Source organism: Nonomuraea sp. NPDC050790 (assembly GCF_044456745.1).
Classification (GTDB): domain Bacteria; phylum Actinomycetota; class Actinomycetes; order Streptosporangiales; family Streptosporangiaceae; genus Nonomuraea.
The window spans coordinates 321989-337171 of record NZ_JBITGF010000005.1; the positions used below are offsets into that span (position 1 = coordinate 321989).

General features: G+C 72.5%; 18 protein-coding genes. 6 read left to right on the forward strand and 12 right to left on the reverse strand.

What is annotated here, in order from left to right:
• Positions 1-60: 60 nt before the first annotated feature.
• The 9 genes from ACIBEJ_RS26740 to ACIBEJ_RS26780 are packed head-to-tail and all read right to left on the reverse strand — an operon-like array spanning position 61 to position 6955.
• Positions 61-1263, reverse strand: a complete 1203-nt coding sequence (locus ACIBEJ_RS26740; RefSeq protein WP_397185560.1) for a beta-ketoacyl synthase N-terminal-like domain-containing protein — start codon at positions 1261-1263, stop codon at positions 61-63.
• Positions 1260-2528 carry a beta-ketoacyl-[acyl-carrier-protein] synthase family protein gene (locus ACIBEJ_RS26745; protein WP_397185561.1) on the reverse strand — a complete coding sequence of 423 codons (1269 nt, stop codon included), beginning with the start codon at positions 2526-2528 and terminating at the stop codon, positions 1260-1262. The genes ACIBEJ_RS26740 and ACIBEJ_RS26745 overlap by 4 nt, the downstream gene beginning before the upstream one ends.
• Positions 2525-3346, reverse strand: a complete 822-nt coding sequence (locus ACIBEJ_RS26750) for a cupin domain-containing protein (RefSeq protein ID WP_397185562.1) — start codon at positions 3344-3346, stop codon at positions 2525-2527. The genes ACIBEJ_RS26745 and ACIBEJ_RS26750 overlap by 4 nt, the downstream gene beginning before the upstream one ends.
• Entirely contained in the window at positions 3343-3591 is a 249-nt protein-coding gene (locus tag ACIBEJ_RS26755) for an acyl carrier protein (RefSeq protein WP_397185563.1), read from the reverse strand. Before ACIBEJ_RS26755 ends, ACIBEJ_RS26750 begins: the two co-directional genes overlap by 4 nt.
• Complete coding sequence (locus ACIBEJ_RS26760; RefSeq protein WP_397185564.1) at positions 3588-4415, reverse strand: SAM-dependent methyltransferase; 828 nt, start codon at positions 4413-4415, stop codon at positions 3588-3590. The genes ACIBEJ_RS26755 and ACIBEJ_RS26760 overlap by 4 nt, the downstream gene beginning before the upstream one ends.
• Positions 4412-5590: an FAD-dependent oxidoreductase gene (locus ACIBEJ_RS26765; RefSeq protein WP_397185565.1), complete on the reverse strand. Its 1179-nt coding sequence runs from the start codon at positions 5588-5590 to the stop codon at positions 4412-4414. The genes ACIBEJ_RS26760 and ACIBEJ_RS26765 overlap by 4 nt, the downstream gene beginning before the upstream one ends.
• Positions 5587-5895 carry an antibiotic biosynthesis monooxygenase family protein gene (locus ACIBEJ_RS26770; protein ID WP_397185566.1) on the reverse strand — a complete coding sequence of 103 codons (309 nt, stop codon included), beginning with the start codon at positions 5893-5895 and terminating at the stop codon, positions 5587-5589. Before ACIBEJ_RS26770 ends, ACIBEJ_RS26765 begins: the two co-directional genes overlap by 4 nt.
• Positions 5892-6605 (reverse strand): SDR family NAD(P)-dependent oxidoreductase, encoded by a 714-nt coding sequence (locus ACIBEJ_RS26775; RefSeq protein WP_397185567.1) that lies wholly within the window; start codon positions 6603-6605, stop codon positions 5892-5894. Before ACIBEJ_RS26775 ends, ACIBEJ_RS26770 begins: the two co-directional genes overlap by 4 nt.
• The gene (locus tag ACIBEJ_RS26780) at positions 6602-6955 is read right to left on the reverse strand and encodes a SchA/CurD-like domain-containing protein (protein ID WP_397185568.1); all 354 of its coding nucleotides are present in this window, start codon (positions 6953-6955) and stop codon (positions 6602-6604) included. The genes ACIBEJ_RS26775 and ACIBEJ_RS26780 overlap by 4 nt, the downstream gene beginning before the upstream one ends.
• A gap of 408 nt (positions 6956-7363) precedes the next feature.
• On the opposite strand from ACIBEJ_RS26780, the gene ACIBEJ_RS26785 reads away from it, so the two are divergent.
• From ACIBEJ_RS26785 to ACIBEJ_RS26810, 6 genes are all read left to right on the forward strand, one after another.
• Positions 7364-8122 carry a sensor histidine kinase gene (locus tag ACIBEJ_RS26785; protein ID WP_397185569.1) on the forward strand — a complete coding sequence of 253 codons (759 nt, stop codon included), beginning with the start codon at positions 7364-7366 and terminating at the stop codon, positions 8120-8122.
• Complete coding sequence (locus ACIBEJ_RS26790; RefSeq protein ID WP_397185570.1) at positions 8101-8766, forward strand: response regulator; 666 nt, start codon at positions 8101-8103, stop codon at positions 8764-8766. The genes ACIBEJ_RS26785 and ACIBEJ_RS26790 overlap by 22 nt, the downstream gene beginning before the upstream one ends.
• Positions 8767-8879: 113 nt before the next feature.
• Entirely contained in the window at positions 8880-9218 is a 339-nt protein-coding gene (locus ACIBEJ_RS26795) for a TcmI family type II polyketide cyclase (protein WP_397185571.1), read from the forward strand.
• Positions 9215-10978, forward strand: coding sequence for an acetyl-CoA carboxylase carboxyltransferase subunit alpha (locus tag ACIBEJ_RS26800; protein WP_397185572.1), 1764 nt, complete (start codon positions 9215-9217; stop codon positions 10976-10978). The genes ACIBEJ_RS26795 and ACIBEJ_RS26800 overlap by 4 nt, the downstream gene beginning before the upstream one ends.
• Positions 10971-11435, forward strand: coding sequence for an acetyl-CoA carboxylase biotin carboxyl carrier protein (locus ACIBEJ_RS26805; RefSeq protein ID WP_397185573.1), 465 nt, complete (start codon positions 10971-10973; stop codon positions 11433-11435). Before ACIBEJ_RS26800 ends, ACIBEJ_RS26805 begins: the two co-directional genes overlap by 8 nt.
• Positions 11432-12802 (forward strand): acetyl/propionyl/methylcrotonyl-CoA carboxylase subunit alpha, encoded by a 1371-nt coding sequence (locus tag ACIBEJ_RS26810; protein WP_397185574.1) that lies wholly within the window; start codon positions 11432-11434, stop codon positions 12800-12802. The genes ACIBEJ_RS26805 and ACIBEJ_RS26810 overlap by 4 nt, the downstream gene beginning before the upstream one ends.
• A gap of 155 nt (positions 12803-12957) precedes the next feature.
• Here ACIBEJ_RS26810 and ACIBEJ_RS26815 read toward each other — a convergent pair whose 3' ends face one another.
• From ACIBEJ_RS26815 to ACIBEJ_RS26825, 3 genes are read right to left on the reverse strand one after another with little or no spacing between them, the layout of a single operon-like run.
• Positions 12958-13884 carry an RluA family pseudouridine synthase gene (locus tag ACIBEJ_RS26815; RefSeq protein WP_397185575.1) on the reverse strand — a complete coding sequence of 309 codons (927 nt, stop codon included), beginning with the start codon at positions 13882-13884 and terminating at the stop codon, positions 12958-12960.
• Positions 13881-14447 (reverse strand): signal peptidase II, encoded by a 567-nt coding sequence (gene lspA, locus ACIBEJ_RS26820; RefSeq protein ID WP_397185576.1) that lies wholly within the window; start codon positions 14445-14447, stop codon positions 13881-13883. The genes ACIBEJ_RS26815 and lspA overlap by 4 nt, the downstream gene beginning before the upstream one ends.
• Positions 14411-14800: a TraR/DksA family transcriptional regulator gene (locus tag ACIBEJ_RS26825; protein WP_397185577.1), complete on the reverse strand. Its 390-nt coding sequence runs from the start codon at positions 14798-14800 to the stop codon at positions 14411-14413. The genes lspA and ACIBEJ_RS26825 overlap by 37 nt, the downstream gene beginning before the upstream one ends.
• Positions 14801-15183: the final 383 nt, after the last annotated feature.

The following is a 15183-nucleotide window of genomic DNA, read 5'->3' on the forward strand; positions in this document are numbered from 1 at the left end:
CATGGGGACAAGGGAACGGCCCGCCCCCGTCGGGAGGCGGGCCGTTCAGGAGGCCGAAGGTCAGGGGCGGGTGAGGACGGCGGCGGAGTTGAAGCCGCCGGCGCCGCGGGCGGTGACCAGGGCGGCCGACAGGCCGCGCACCAGGCGCGGCTCGGTGACCAGGTCGAGGTCGGCGGAGGTGGTGTTGATGGTGGGCGGGATGACCCCGTCGGCCAGGGCCAGCGCGGCCCAGGCCAGATCGAGCGCGGCGCCGCCCGAGCACAGGCGGCCGGTCATCGTCTTCGGGACGGTCACCGGGACCCCTCGCGGTCCGAAGACCTCCCGCAGGGCGGCGACCTCGGCGGCGTCCCGGTCCCTGCTGCCCGCGCCGTCGGCGAAGACGACGCCGATGTCGGCGGGGGTCAGCCCGGACCTGGCGATCGCCTCGCGCATGGCACGCGCGTACTGGCGATGGTCGGGGCTGGGGTCGGTGACGTGGTGGGCGTCGTGGGTGGAGGCGGTGCCGGCGATCTCGGCGTAGATCGTGGGGGCGCCCCTGCCGTAGGCCGAGTCTCTCTCCTCGACCAGCAGGATGGCGCCGCCCTCCGCCGGGACGTACCCGGAGGCGTCCGGCGCGAAGGGGCGGTAGGCCCGGCCGGGGTCGGTGTCGCCGGACAGGGCCGTCTCGCTCGACTGGCAGGCCAGCGCGTAGGGGGACAGCGGCGCCTCGGTGCCGCCGGTGACGACCGCCTCCGTTCCGCCGCGGACGAGCCTGGCGGACTCGGCCAGCGCGTCGATCGCGCCCGCGGCGTCGGCCACCAGGACGCCGCAGGCGCCCTTGAGCTGGTGCTTGATCGACAACTGGCCGCTGCTGGCGGCGTAGAACCAGCCGATCGACTGGTAGGCGCTGACCGCCTTCGGGCCCTGGCTCCACAGCGCCTGGATCTCCCGCTGGCCGAAGGCGTTGCCGCCGGAGCCGCTGGCGGTCACCACCGACAGGTCGAACGGATTCTCCCTGCTGGGGTCGAAGGCGGCGTCGGCCAGCGCCAGGTGGGCCGCGGCCAGCGCGAACCAGGTCCACCTGTCGGTCTGGACGCGTAGCTTGCTGTCGACGAACTCGCTGTCGTCGAAGCCGCCGACCTGGCCGGCCAGGCGTACCGGCCCTGAGGCGACGGCGGAGATGCGGTTCTCACCGGCGAGGGAGGCCTCCCAGTGGTCGGTGACGCCCACCCCCGTGGGCGCCACCACGCCGAGGCCGGTGATGACCGCGCGGCGCGCGCTCATGCGGCCCCCGAGAAGACCATCGCCGACTGGAAGCCGCCGAAGCCGCTGCCCGCCGACAGGACGTGCCGTGCCCTGACCTCGCGCGCGACCAGCGGCGTGTAGTCGAGGTCGCACTCGGGGTCGGGGGTGGCCAGGTTGGCCGTGGGCGGCACGACGCCGCGCTTGAGCACGAGCGCGCACGCGGCCATCTCGATCGAGCCGATGGCGCCGAGCGAGTGCCCGACGACCGACTTGATCGAGCTGATCGGCACGTTCCCGGCGTGCTCGCCGAGCGCCCGCTTGTAGGCGGCGGTCTCGTGGCGGTCGTTCTGCTTGGTGCCGGAGCCGTGGGCGCTGATGTAGCCGATCGCCTCGGGGTCGAGCCTGGCCTGGCCGAGCGCCGCGGTGATCGCCTCGGCCAGTTCGACGCCGTCCGGGCGCAGGCCGGTCATGTGGAAGCCGTTGGCGCGGGCGGCGTACCCGGAGACCTCGCAGTAGATCGTCGCGCCACGCCGTACGGCGTGCTCCAGCTCCTCCACGACCAGGATCGCGGCGCCCTCGCCGAGCACGAAGCCCTTGCGGTCGGCGTCGAAGGGCCGCGAGGCGGCCTCCGGGTCGTCGTTGCTGGGAGTGGTGGCGCGGATGGCGTCGAAGCAGGCCACGGTGATCGGGGAGATGGGCGCGTCGGCCGCTCCCGTGATCATGATGTCGGCCTCGCCGTCCTGGATGAGCTGGAAGGCGCGGCCGATGGCGTCGATGCCCGAGGTGCAGCCGGTGGAGACGACCGCGGCCGGGCCGTGCGCGCCGTAGCGCACGGCCAGCTCGGTGGCCGCGCTGGAGGGCACGAGCGCCTGGTAGAGGAAGGGCCGCAGGTGGCGGTGGTCCACCTCCCAGTCGCGGCCGTGGTCGCTGGCGACCACGTACTCGTCCTCCAGCGTGATGGTGGCGCCGACGGCCGAGCCGAGCGAGACGCCGATCCGGTCGCGGTCGGCCGACTCCAGGTCCAGCCCGGAGTCGGCGAGCGCCTCGTCGGCGCAGGCCAGCGCCATCTGCACGAACCGGTCCGTGCGCCGGATCTCGCGCGGCGTCAGCCCCGCCGCGGCGGGATCGAAGTCCACCTCCGCGGCGATCTGGGAGCGGAAGGGCGAGGGGTCGAAGGCGGTGATCCGCCGTACGGCCGGCTTGCCGTCCACGATCCGGTTCCAGAACTCCTCGCGGCCGACGCCGCCCGGCGCGATGACGCCCAGGCCGGTGACGACCACGCGCCTGCCCGAGCCGGGTCTCACGACGCTTCCTCGGTGTCGACGTGCCCCAGCTCGGGCCGGGGTGCGAGCGGGCAGAGCTGGAAGACCACGAGCGCCTCGACCTCGCCGACGTTCGTCAGGCGGTGGCGGACGTTGCGCGGCACGAACAGCGCCTGCTCGGCCTCCAGGACGACGGGCTCGCCGTCCAGGTCCACCTTGAGCGTGCCGGCGGTCAGGAAGAGGAACTCCTCGGAGTACGGGTGGTAGTGCTCGGCGACCTTCTCGCCGGGCGCGACCCGGACCGCGCCGCTGAAGCCGGACGTGGCGCCGCAGGTGGCGGGCGAGAGCAGGGTGCGCAGGTCGCCGCCGCGCCGCTGGTTGGAGGGCACGTCGTGGAAGCCGATCACCGCGCGGCGGCGGTTCTCCAGCTTCTCCTTGATCAGCCCCATCTGGACCAGCGTGTTGGCGTTGATCCGGTCGGTCATGGCGGCGGTGTCGATCGGGGCGTCGGGCTTCATGTGGAAGTCCTGGACCCAGCGCATCCTGGTCAGGTCGTCGGCCAGTTCCTCGTACACCCAGGTGATGTTCATGAACTCGAACGGGCCGGTCTCCACGCGGCGGGCGCGCACGGTCCAGGTGTCGCGGTCCCAGGAGCGCTCGGAGACCCAGCTCCAGACCCGGCCCTGCTCGTCGGGGTGCATGGTCAGGCGGAAGGTGACCGAGGACTCGCTCTCCTCCAGCACCTCGGCCTTGGCGTACTCGGAGAACAGCTCCGGCCAGGTGGTGACGTCGTTGGTGTGCTCCCAGACGAAGGCGGCCGGGGCGGCGATCTCGATCGCGTTGTCGGTGTGCCCGATCATCGGGTCACCGCCGTGAGGCGCTGGTTGACCAGCTCGCGGACCTCGGCGGGCGTGGCGTGCTCGGTGATGCGGTCCTCCACGTCGACGCCGAAGCGGTCCTCGATGCGGGTGGCCAGCTCGACGCGGGCCAGGGAGTCAAGGCCGAGCTCGTCGAAGGTGCGCTCGGCGGTGCCGTCTCCGGCCTCGGACGGCAGGCCCACGGAGGCCAGCAACTCGCGCAGCGTGCTGTCGGGGAATTCCATCATGATCCTTTCAGGGCGGTGACGAGCCAGATGCGGGCGGCGCCGACGACGGACGCGTCGGCCATCGGCGGAACGGGGCGGCCGAGGCTCTGGGCGAGGTCGGCCTGGTGGGTGACCTCGGCCCGCCAGCCGAAGCCGGCGAGCCAGTCGACGGGGTCCTCGACCGACGACAGCCAGGCGGCCTGGGTGGCCTGCAGGCGGTTCATGGCCGGTTTCATGGCGGGCTGGCGCAGGTAGGCCTCGTTGACGTGCTCGGCCGACAGCCGGCTGCCGGGCGCCGACAGCTCGCCCACGCGCTCCAGCACCCGCGCGCCGTCCTCGGGCGCCAGGTACATGAGCACGCCCTCGATCAGCCAGGCGGTCGGCCTGTCCGGGTCGAACCCGGCCTCGGCGAGCGCGGCGGGCCAGTCCTCGCGCAGGTCGGCGGCCACGGCCCGGCGTACGCACCGGGGCTGGGCGCCCTGGTCGGCCAGCACCTTCTCCTTGAACGCCACCAGGTCGGGCAGGTCCACCTCGAACAGGGCGAGATCCTGCGGCCAGTCGAGGCGGAAGGCGCGGGTGTCGAGCCCGGCGGCCAGCAGCACGACCTGGCGGACGCCCGCCGCGGCCGCCTCGGTCAGCCGGTCGTCGAAGTAGCGGGTGCGCAGCACGAAGTGGTCGGCGGCACGCCGTCCCGCCTCGCTGACGCCCTCGATCCGCCCGGCCGCGTCGACCAGGGGGCGGGCGAGGGGGTCGTGGAAGAGGCCGCTCGGGCGCGCGCTCTCTCCCTCTCTGGCCTGCGCGATCAGCACGGCTGTACGGCTCACGCCGCTGGGCAGCCCGGTCATGGTGTGTTCCTCTCGGCGAAGTCGACGGCCATGGTGAGGTCGTAGGTCTTGCGGAAGACGAGGCGGTCGAAGGTCAGCCGCATGAAGGCGTCGCGGGCGGCGCAGGCCAGCGGGTTGCGCCAGCGGGTGAGCGCCCCGTTGGCCCTGGACCTGCGCGCGATGCGGGCCGTGCGGGCCACCCTTCTCGCCTCGTAGCGGGCGAGGGCGGCGGCCAGGTCGTCCCAGGCGCCGGGCTCGGCGAGGACCTGGCCGAGGACGACGGCGTCCTCGATGGCCTGGCCCGCGCCCTGGCCCAGGTTGAAGGTCATGGGGTGGGCGGCGTCCCCGAGCAGCGTCACCGGGCCGTGGCTCCAGCGCGGGGCCGGCGGCCGGTCGTGGATGGGGACGGGGGTCAGGTCCGCCTCGGGGGTGGCGGCGATGAGGGCGGGCACCGGGTCGGGCCAGCCGTTGAACTGCGCGGCCAGCAGGTCGATGGTCCTCGTGCCGAGCGGGGCCGCGACGCGGTCGCTGAGCACGCCGTCCCAGTAGACGTGCTCGCCGCCCAGCCGGTAGCAGACGAACCAGCGGCCCTCGCCCCAGGTGCTGAGGAAGGTGTGCGGGGGGACGCCGGATCCGGGCAGCTTGATCACGCCCTGGAAGGCGGTGAAGCCGGCGTACCTGGGGGGCGGTTCGTGCGGGATGAGCCCGGCCCGCACGGACGAGCGCAGCCCGTCGGCGCCGACGAGCAGGTCGGCCCGCTCCTCCCTGCCGTCGTCGAAGCGGAGCGTGACCCCGTCGCGGCCGGGCGAGAAGCCGGTGCAGCGGGAGCCGAGCACCAGGTCGCCGCCGGCTTCCTCGGCGAGCAACTGGTGCAGGTCGGGACGGCTGACGCTGTAGACGGGCGCGTCGTAGACCGGGGCCATGTCGGCCATCGGCCAGGTGGCGAGCGTGCGGTCGCGCCGGTTGCGGAAGTGATGGGTGTGCAGCTCGTAGCCCACCTTGGCGGCGTCCAGGCCGAGCTGCCGCAGCGCCAGCACGGCGTTGTGCCAGAGCACCAGCCCGTGTCCCGACTGGGCGGCGCGCAGCGCGGGCGCGCGTTCGTGCACGGTGACGGCGGCGCCGGCGCGGCGCAGCGCGATCGCGGCGCTGAGACCGCCGATGCCGCCGCCGACCACGGCGATCCTGCGCGCGCTCACGACGGGCTGCTGGTCTCTTGCCTGATGTGGAAGCGCAGCGAGCGCGCCTCGGTGATGCACTCGCGCATGGGCTTGACCAGCTCGCTGTGCTCCTCGCCGGCCTCCCAGGCCAGGAACGCCTCCAGGTTCGCCCACTCGCTGGTGATGAGCCACTGCTCGGGGTCGGTGGCCGACTGGCAGACCTGGTCCTTGAGGTGGCCGGGCACGCCGCCGGCGACCTCGTAGCGGATCTTCTCGTAGGCGGTGAGGAAGTCGTCGGTGCGCTCGGCGGGCACCCGGATGAGGAAGACGATGCGGGCGCTCACTGCGGCGGCCTCCCCGACAGCTCGGAGGTGAACTCGAAGCGGCCGAGCACCGGCACCACGCTGCCGTACAGGCCGTCGGACTCGGCGCTGGTCAGGAACGCCACGGCGCGGGCGACGAGCTCGGGCGCGACCATGTGGTCGGTGTTGAGGTCGGGACGCTCCCTGCGCTTGCGGGGCGTGTCGGCCATCGTCATCGACACGACGTTGGCGTGCACGCCGCCGCGCTTGAGCTCGTGCGCGATCGAACGCACCCACGCGACGAGCGCGGCCTTGGAGGCGGCGTAGGCCGACAGCGCGGGCATCGGCTCGTCGGCCAGCGGCGTGCTGAAGTACACCAGCCGCCCGCCGTCGGTGAGGTGGGGCAGCAGCGCCTGGGTGGCGGTGACCGCGGACAGGAAGTTGTCGCGCAGCATGCCCTCGTACGCGGCCGCGTCCATCAGAAAGTACGGCCCGGCCCGGAACCCGCCCACCAGGTGGACCATTCCGTCGATGCGCCCGAAGGCGGCCAGGGCCGCGTCGGCCACCTCGCGGGCCCCCTCGGGGTCGGAGACGTCGGCGGTCACGGTCTCGGCGCCGAACTCCCCCGCCAGCTCGGCCAGCCGGTCCTTGTCGCGCCCGGTGAGCAGGAGGCGGTCGCCGCGCTCGGCCAGCCGGCCGATGACGGCGGGGCCGAGGCCGCCGGTCGCCCCGGTCACGATGATCGCGGTCATCGGACGGGCTCCGCCACGCGGGTGGTGACGTGTTCCATGATCGCCGTCATGAAGAAGGCGCGGGCGCCGTCGGACGTGCTCAGGTCGCGGGGCACGGCCAGGTGGGGGTCGAGCGCGCGCTCCAGCCTCTGGATGCTGGGCTGCCTCGACAGGTGCGCCATCACGCTGGGCAGGCTGCCCTCGATCTCGACGACGCGGATCACCGTGGTGCCCTTCATGAAGATCGAGGTGCTGATCAGCCGCGCGCCGTCGGGGGTGTCCCACTCCGGCGGCTCGTAGGTGGCCAGCAGCTCGCGCACGGCCGCCTCGGAGCCGGGCTTGATCTGGAATGTGATCGCATGACGTTGCATGCCTTCAGCGTGTTCGCAGGCGCGCCGGGTGTCTTCCACCGCTCAGGCGAACCCGCGTCCCCTCACTTCGGAGGATCTCCTCCCCTCCCCGAATGAGACATAGAGGATTCACCCCAATAAAACCCAAATGTAAATTGTTGAACCGCGCACCATTTCGCCTGGTTACGGCTGGCATAGAGAAGCCATAGCGAACCCTGGGAGAACCCTGTGAACGCTTGATCCGGGCAGGTCAGCATGGTATGACCTGGCGCGGGCGGGGCTCCGGCTAACCGAATAACCCTCTATGTGAAGCTCCTGTGACCATTCTTACGATTTTCTTGTAATGGGTATCCGGCTCAACTAGGCTCCCCGATCATGGGGGTTAAATGGGGAAATACTCACTTACTTCAGGGCATCCTGCTCCTTGAAGTGGAGGTACTGCTGGCCGTCCTTCTCGGCCTCACCACAGCCGCCCTGGTCGTCACCGGGGCGCACTGCCGGCTCAAGTCCGGCGCCATGCTGCGCGAGCGCAGCCGGATCGCCCGTGACCTGCACGACGGTGTCGGCCACGGTCTCGTCGTCATCGCCTTCCACGCCCGTCAGCTCGCCGCCGCGGTGCCCACCGCGCGCTGCGCCGCCGACGTCATCGACGGCACCGCGCAGGCCACGCTGGCCGAGCTGCGCGGCGCCCTGGGCAGCCTCCGGGCCATGCCCGCTCCCCCGCCGGGAGGAGAACCCGGCCTCGTGGCGCCCTCCAGGACCCCGCTGGCGGTCCGGCTGGCCGAACTCACCGACCGTGCCCCGGAAGGCCAGCTCACGCTCGTGCTGGAGAACCTGTCCAGCGTCCAGGACGTGGGGGCCGACGTGGAGCACACCGCCTTCAGGGTCGCCCAGGAGGCGCTGACCAACGCGCTCAAGCACGCCGACGGACCGATCCTGCTGTCGGCCTCGGTCGACGGCTGCCTCACCGTCGAGGTGATCAGTCACGGCGGCGGCGGGCCCAGGGCGGTGCCGCCGGAAGGAGGAGGCGGCACCGGGCTCGAAGGGCTGCGCCAGCGCGTGGCCGAGCACGGCGGCGTACTGGAGTCGAGCCCGGTCACCGGGGGCGGCTTCGCCGTACGCGCGCTGCTCCCGCTCGAAGGCGGCAGGTTACGGGAGGAGCGTCAGTGCGAACGATCCGCGTCCTGATCGTCGACGACCAGCCGCTCATCAGGACCGGCCTGCACGCCACGTTCAGCGGTGTGCCGGACATCGTCGTCGTGGGCGAGGCGGCCAACGGCGTCGAGGCCGTGCAGGCGGTCAAGCGGCTCAGCCCCGACGTGGTGCTCATGGACATCAACATGCCGCGCATGGACGGTCTCACCGCGACCCGGGAGATCATCGGCGCGCGCAGCCCGGCCAAGGTGGTCATCCTCACCATCTACGACCAGGACGAGCACCTCTTCGACGCCCTGCGCAACGGCGCCAGCGGCTTCATACTCAAGCACGCGCCCACCGAGCGGCTCATCGAGGCGGTACGCGAGGCCGCCGAGGGCGACGCGCTGCTGTCGCCCTCGGTCACCCGGCGGCTGATCGACGAGTTCGCCAAGCGGCCCACGCTCTCCGGCGCCGCCGGAGCCACGCCGCAGCAACTCACCGACCGGGAGCGGGACGTCTTCCGCCTCCTCGTGCGCGGCTACAGCAACGACGAGATCGCCAGGGAACTGGTGCTCGGCGACAGCACGGTCAAGTCCCACGTCCAGCACCTCTACCAGAAACTCGGCGTCCGCGACCGCGTCCAGGTCGTGATCTACGCCTACGAGAACGGCCTGGTCCCCTCCTCCGCGCGTTAGCGCTCTCCCCCGCGCGGAGGAGGCGGGCAATCAGGCGCGCGGTGGGAGACACCCGCCGGGGGCGCTTCCTACGGTGTGAGCGACACAGCGGCTCGTTCCACCCAGGAGGTCACGTGTCCGAAAGGATCCTCATCGTCGCCAGGCTCACCCCCGGCAGCGCCCCCGAGGTCGCCCGGCTGTTCGGCGAGTCCGACGACGGCGAACTCCCCCGCGCGCTCGGGGTACGGCGGCGCGAGCTGTACCAGTACCGCGAGCTGTACTTCCACGTCGTCGACTTCGACGGCCCGGCGGGACAGGCGATGACGCGGGCGCGCGAGCGCGACGACTTCCGCGGACTGAGCGAGGAGCTGAGCCCGCACGTCGTCCCGTACGACCCGGCGACCTGGCGCGGCCCCGCCGACGCCATGGCCACCCGCTTCTACCACTGGACACCCGGCGGAGGTGCGCAGTGACCGTCACCGCCACCGACGAGTGGACCCGGTGCGCGGGCTGCTCGGCCATCGTCTACCTGCCGCGCCTGGCCCGCGCGCACCAGGTCTGCCCCGAGTGCGGCCACCACCACCGGCTGGGGGCCACGGAGCGGCTCGCGACCCTCGTCGACGAGGGCTCCTTCGTGCCGGCCGTACCCCAGGTCAGGGGCGGCGACCCGCTGGGCTTCTCCGACACCCTCCCCTACACCGAGCGGCTGGCCCGCGCCAGGGCGAAGACCGGCCTCGACGACGCGATCGTCTACGGCCGCGCCAGCGTCGGCGGGCGTCCCGCGGTCGTGGCCGCCATGGACTTCGCCTTCCTCGGCGGCAGCATGGGCTCGGCGGTCGGCGAGGCCGTCACCCGGGCCTGCGAGCTGGCCGTGCGCACCCGCCTTCCGCTGGTGCTGGCCATCGCCTCGGGCGGCGCCCGCATGCAGGAGGGCACGCTCTCGCTCATGCAGATGGGCAAGACCGCCCAGGCCATGAGCCGCCTGCGCCAGGAGGGGCTGCTGTCGGTGTGCGTGCTCACCGACCCGACCTTCGGCGGGGTGACCGCCTCGTTCGCGACGCTGGGCGACGTGCTGGTGGCCGAGCGGGGCGCGCTCATCGGCTTCGCGGGCCCGCGCGTCATCGCCGCGGCCACCAGGGAGCGGCTGCCCGAGGGCTTCCAGAGCGCCGAGTACCTGTTCGCCGGCGGCATGCTCGACCGCGTCGAGCCCCGCGAGGGCCTGCGCCCGCTCCTGTCCCGCCTCCTCGCCCTGACCTCCCCAGGTCCCGCCCTGCCGCTCGCCACCCCGCCGTCCGACGGCGTGGCGCCCGACGCCCTGACGTCCCTCGGCGTCATGCCGGGTGCCCATCCGCAGGCTGAGCCCGCCGTGGTGCGCGAAGCCCGGCCGCCGGCCGGGCCCGTCGTGGTGCGGGATCCGGAGGAGCCGGCCGGTCCGTCGGGCCCCCACGAGACGGTACGGCTGGCCCGCGATACCGCCCGCCCCACCGCACTGGACTACGTCTGGCACCTGTGCACCGACTTCGTCGAGCTGCACGGCGACCGCCTGCACGCCGACGACCCGGCGATCGTCGGCGGCCCCGCCATGCTCGGCGGCGCCCCGGTGATGATCGTGGCCCACCAGAAGGGCCACGACACCAAGGAGCTCGTCGCCAGGAACTTCGGCCTGGCCCACCCCGAGGGCTACCGCAAGGCGCTGCGCCTGATGCGCCTGGCCGACCGCCTGGGCCTGCCCGTGGTGACCTTCGTCGACACCCAGGGCGCCGCGCCCGGCGTCGGCGCCGAGGACCGCGGCCAGTCGTGGGCCATCGCCGAGTGCCTGGCCGGGATGTCGGAGCTGTCCGTGCCGGTGGTCGCCACGGTCATCGGCGAGGGCGGCAGCGGCGGCGCGCTGGCGCTGGCCGTGGCCAACCGGGTGCTGATGCTGCGCAACGCCGTCTACTCGGTGATCAGCCCGGAGAGCTGCTCCACCATCCTGCACGGCGACCCCTCCCACGCGGTGGAGCTGTCGTCGGCGCTGCGCATCACCGCGCCCGACCTGCTGCGCCTGGGCGTGGTGGACGGCGTGGTGCCCGAGCCGCCCGGCGGCGCGCAGGCGGACCCCGTGGCCGCCATGGACGCGCTGGGCGCGGCGGTGCTGGAGGCGCTCGGCGAGCTGGCCGGGATGGACGGCGCCCAGCTCCGCAAGGACAGGTACGAGCGGTTCCGCCGGCTGGGGGTGTTCGAAGGTGAGTGAACAGGATCTGCACGCGGCGCTGCGCCTGCTGCGCGAGGAGGTGGGCAATCTCGTCAAGACCGTTCCCGGGCCGGTGTCGTCGGTCTCGGTACGGCTCGGCGAATGCTCCCTCGAGGTGTCCTGGGCCGGTTCCGTGCCCGTGGAAGCGCCCAGTGTGCCGCCCGCCGTACAGGCCGGTTGGGAGGAGACGCCGCAGGAGGCGGCCGATCCGGCGCTGACGGTCGTGACGGCGCCGCTCGTCGGCACGTTCTACCTCGCGCCCGAGCCGGGGGCGGCGCCGTTCGTGCGCGCCGGGGACCGGGTCGAGGCGGGCCAGACGATCGGCATCGTGGAGGCGATGAAGCTGATGAACCCCGTGGCCGCCGAGCACTCGGGCGAGGTCGTGGAGGTGCTGGCGGGCAACGCCGAGCCGGTGGAGTACGGCCAGGACCTGGTGCGGATCAGGGTGGACGGATGAGGCCGGGTAAGATCCTCATCGCCAACCGGGGCGAGATCGCGGTCCGCGTGGCCAGGACCTGCCGGGAGCTGGGCATCCCGACGGTGGCCGTGTACTCGACCGCCGACCGGCACTCCAGGCACGTGGCGGCCTGCGACGAGTCGGTGCGCATCGGCCCGCCCCCGGCCCGGCGCAGCTATCTGTACGTGCCCGCGATCATCGAGGCGGCCCTGCGCACCGGGGCGGACGCGATCCATCCCGGCTACGGGTTCCTGTCGGAGGACGCCGACTTCGCCCGGATCTGCGCCGCCCACGGCATCACGTTCATCGGCCCGCGCCCCGAGGTCATGGAGCTGGTCGGCGACAAGGCACGGGTACGCGCGCTGATGGCCGAGGCCGGGCTGCCGGTGCTGCCGGGCAGCGACGGCGCGGTCCCGTCACTGGCCGACGCGGAGAAGGTGGCGGCCGAGATCGGCTATCCGGTGATCGTCAAGGCCGCCGCGGGCGGCGGCGGTCGCGGCATCGCGGTGGCCCGCGACCTCGCCGAGCTGCGCGAGGTCTACCGCGCCACGACCGCGCTGGCCCAGCAGGTCTTCGGCGACGGTTCGGTGTACGTCGAACGGTTCGTCCCCGCGGCCAGGCACGTCGAGGTCCAGTTGCTGGGCGACGACTCGGGCAGCGTCATCCACCTGGGCGAGCGCGACTGCTCGCTGCAGCGGCGCAACCAGAAGCTGGTCGAGGAGGCCCCTTCCCCGCTGCTGCCCGAGGACCTGCGCCGCCGCCTGGGCGCCCACGCGGTCGCGGGGGCCCGGCACGTCGGCTACACCGGCGCCGGCACCATGGAGTTCCTGGTCGACGCCGACGGCAACGCCACCTTCATGGAGATCAACGCCAGGATCCAGGTCGAGCACCCCGTCACCGAGCTCCTCACCGGCGTGGACCTGGTCGCCGAGCAGATCAGGGCCGCCTCGGGCGAACGGCTGTCGCTGACCCAGGACCAGGTCAGGCTCACCGGCGCGGCCATCGAGTGCCGTATCAACGCCGAGGACCCGGCGGCGGACTTCCGTCCCACGCCGGGCAGGCTCGACGTCTTCCGCCCGCCGGGCGGACCCGGTGTCCGCGTGGACTCGGGTTTCGCCCAGGGCGACCGGGTGCCGCCGGACTACGACTCGCTCGTCGCCAAGCTGGTCGTGTGGGCGCCGACCCGGGCACAGGCCATCGCGAGGGCCGACCGGGCGCTGGCCGAGTTCGCGGTGGAGGGTCCGGGGGTGGCCACTACCCTTCCGTTGCTGCGCGAGCTGCTGGCGCAGCCCGAGTTCGCCGCGGGCACCCACACGACGGGCTTCGTCACCGACTACCTGACCCGCACCCCGCAACCCACCGGCTGACCGGGACACCTGGGCCAGGGGTTTCCGCCCAGGTGGTCAAGGCGGGCCGTTACGGCGGCGCGTCCGTGCGACGTGGGAGGCGACCCCCACGATCAGCGCCCGCGCGCGGCGGCGGGTGGCGTGGGGGCGGCTCCGCCGTAACGGGTGGGCGGGGTCTAGGACTCGGCGCGCACCAGGTCGAGGGCCTTCTGGAGGTCGGCGGGATACTCCGTGGAGAACGACATCCACTCCCCCGAGGGGTGCTCGAAGCCGAGGGACACCGCGTGCAGCCACTGGCGCGTCACGCCCAGCCGGGCGGCCAGCGTCGGGTCCGCGCCGTACAGCAGGTCGCCCACGCATGGATGCCGCAGCGCCGACATGTGCACCCGGATCTGGTGCGTGCGGCCGGTCTCCAGCTTGATGTCCAGCAGCGACGCCGCCCGGAACGCCTCGATCGTGTCGTAGTGCGTCACCGACGGCTTGCCGCCCGCCACCACCGCCCAGCGCCCGTCCCCGGCCGGATGCCGGTCGATCGGCGCGTCCACCGTGCCCCTGAACGGGTCGGGATGCCCCTGGACGAGCGCGTGGTAACGCTTGTCCACCGTGCGCTCCTTGAAGGCGCGCTTGAGGTGGGAGTACGCGTGCTCGCTCTTGGCCACGACCATCGCCCCGGTGGTGTTGGCGTCGAGGCGGTGCACGATGCCCTGGCGCTCGGCCGCGCCGCTGGTGGCGATCGTGTGCCCGGCGCCGAGCAGCCCGCCGATCACGGTGGGGCCGGTCCAGCCGACGGTCGGGTGGGCGGCCACGCCGATCGGCTTGTTGACCACGACGACGTCGTCGTCCTCGTAGACGATCGCCATACCGGGCACCGGCTCGGCGACCGGCATCGGGGTGGTGACCGGGGGCGGCATCGTCACCTCCAGCCAGGCGCCCGCCTGGACCCGGTCGGACTTGGCCGCTTCCTTGCCGTCGACCAGCACCTCTCCGGCGCCGATCAGCTCGGCGGCGCGCGTACGGGAGAAGCCGAACAGCCGCGAGAGCGCGGCGTCCAGGCGCTCGCCCTCCAGCCCGTCGGGCACCGGCAGGCTGCGCTGCTCGCTCACTTCTTCACCTCGCGGGTGCCGTCGATCTGCAGTCCGCGCCAGGCCAGGATGACCGCCAGGATGCCGCCGCACACGATCGCGGAGTCGGCGATGTTGAAGACGGGGAAGTAGTCGATCACCGGGAAGTTGCCCGGCAGCACCTCGATGAAGTCGACCACGTGCCCCTGCAACTGGGTCGAGCGGCCGAAACCGGACGGCCAGCGCAGCAACCGGTCGGTCAGGTTGCCCAGCGCGCCGCCCAGCAGCAGGCCCAGCGTGATCGCCCACGGCAGGCTGCGCAGCTTGCGGGCGGTGCGGATGATCGCGACCACCACGCCCGCGGCGATGATGGTGAACACGAACGTCATCCCGGTCCCGATGCTGAACGCGGCACCGGAGTTGAAGATCACCCGGAACTGGAGCACGCCCGGAATGATCACGTTGGGCGGCTCGCCTTCGAGCGTCCGCAGCACGACGGTCTTGGTGACCAGGTCGGCCGCGTAGATCACGAAGGCGAGCGCGCCCAGCAGGAGGAGAAGCTTGCGCTTTACCTGCGCTCCTCCCGCTGCTTGCACGTCACGCACAGCGTCGCCCTCGGGAACGCCTGCAGGCGCTCCTTGCCGATCGGCTTCTGGCACGATTCGCACACTCCATAGGTCCCTGCGTCGATCCTGGCGATCGCACGTTCGTTCTGCGCGACCAGGTCGCGCGCATTCAGGGTAAGGGCGATCTCGCGTTCCCGCTCATAGGTCTTGGCTCCGGCGTCCGCCTGGTCGTCGCCGGCGCCCTGCGTGACGTCGCCCGAGGCGATCTCCGACTCGTGGCGGCGGATGTCCGCGTTGAGCTCGTCTATCTCCCTTTGCAGGGACTCGCGTACCTCGGCCAGCTCCTTCTCCGACCACATCGACGGTGTTGCGGTCTGCGTGACTGCCGCCATGGCTGCCTCCATGCTGATCAAGGCCGGTAAATGGTGCGGGCAGCTTAGGTGCCCGATAACGGATCGGCAAACGACCCGCCGTGGGGTTTGCCTCTCCCGTACTATCCCGCCCCGCGCAATCAACTCCTGCACTGGGTGGTCCATTCCCACCGCTTTGCCCGCCACGGACCCGGCCCTCGGAAAACGGGGAAGTCTTTCGCTCCACTCTGCGTTATGGTTTGAGCCTGCAAGGCGTCGATGGGGCCCGACTGTGAGGGATATCACCCCGGAGCCGCCGGAAGAACGGCTCTTCCCGAGCTCACTAGAACCGGCCGCAGCCATAAACGAAGAGGGTCCCCTCCGGGGGCCAAGAAGGGTGGTACCGCGGGGCCGTACGGCTTCGT

Excerpts from the sequence above, each read along its gene's own strand:
- ACIBEJ_RS26740 (WP_397185560.1), bottom strand. The coding sequence starts at position 1,263 with ATGAGCGCGCGCCGCGCGGTCATCACCGGCCTCGGCGTGGTGGCGCCC.
- ACIBEJ_RS26750 (WP_397185562.1), bottom strand. The coding sequence starts at position 3,346 with ATGATCGGGCACACCGACAACGCGATCGAGATCGCCGCCCCGGCCGCC.
- ACIBEJ_RS26755 (WP_397185563.1), bottom strand. The coding sequence starts at position 3,591 with ATGATGGAATTCCCCGACAGCACGCTGCGCGAGTTGCTGGCCTCCGTG.
- ACIBEJ_RS26760 (WP_397185564.1), bottom strand. The coding sequence starts at position 4,415 with ATGACCGGGCTGCCCAGCGGCGTGAGCCGTACAGCCGTGCTGATCGCG.
- ACIBEJ_RS26775 (WP_397185567.1), bottom strand. The coding sequence starts at position 6,605 with ATGACCGCGATCATCGTGACCGGGGCGACCGGCGGCCTCGGCCCCGCC.
- ACIBEJ_RS26780 (WP_397185568.1), bottom strand. The coding sequence starts at position 6,955 with ATGCAACGTCATGCGATCACATTCCAGATCAAGCCCGGCTCCGAGGCG.
- ACIBEJ_RS26810 (WP_397185574.1), top strand. The coding sequence starts at position 11,432 with ATGAGGCCGGGTAAGATCCTCATCGCCAACCGGGGCGAGATCGCGGTC.
- ACIBEJ_RS26825 (WP_397185577.1), bottom strand. The coding sequence starts at position 14,800 with ATGGCGGCAGTCACGCAGACCGCAACACCGTCGATGTGGTCGGAGAAG.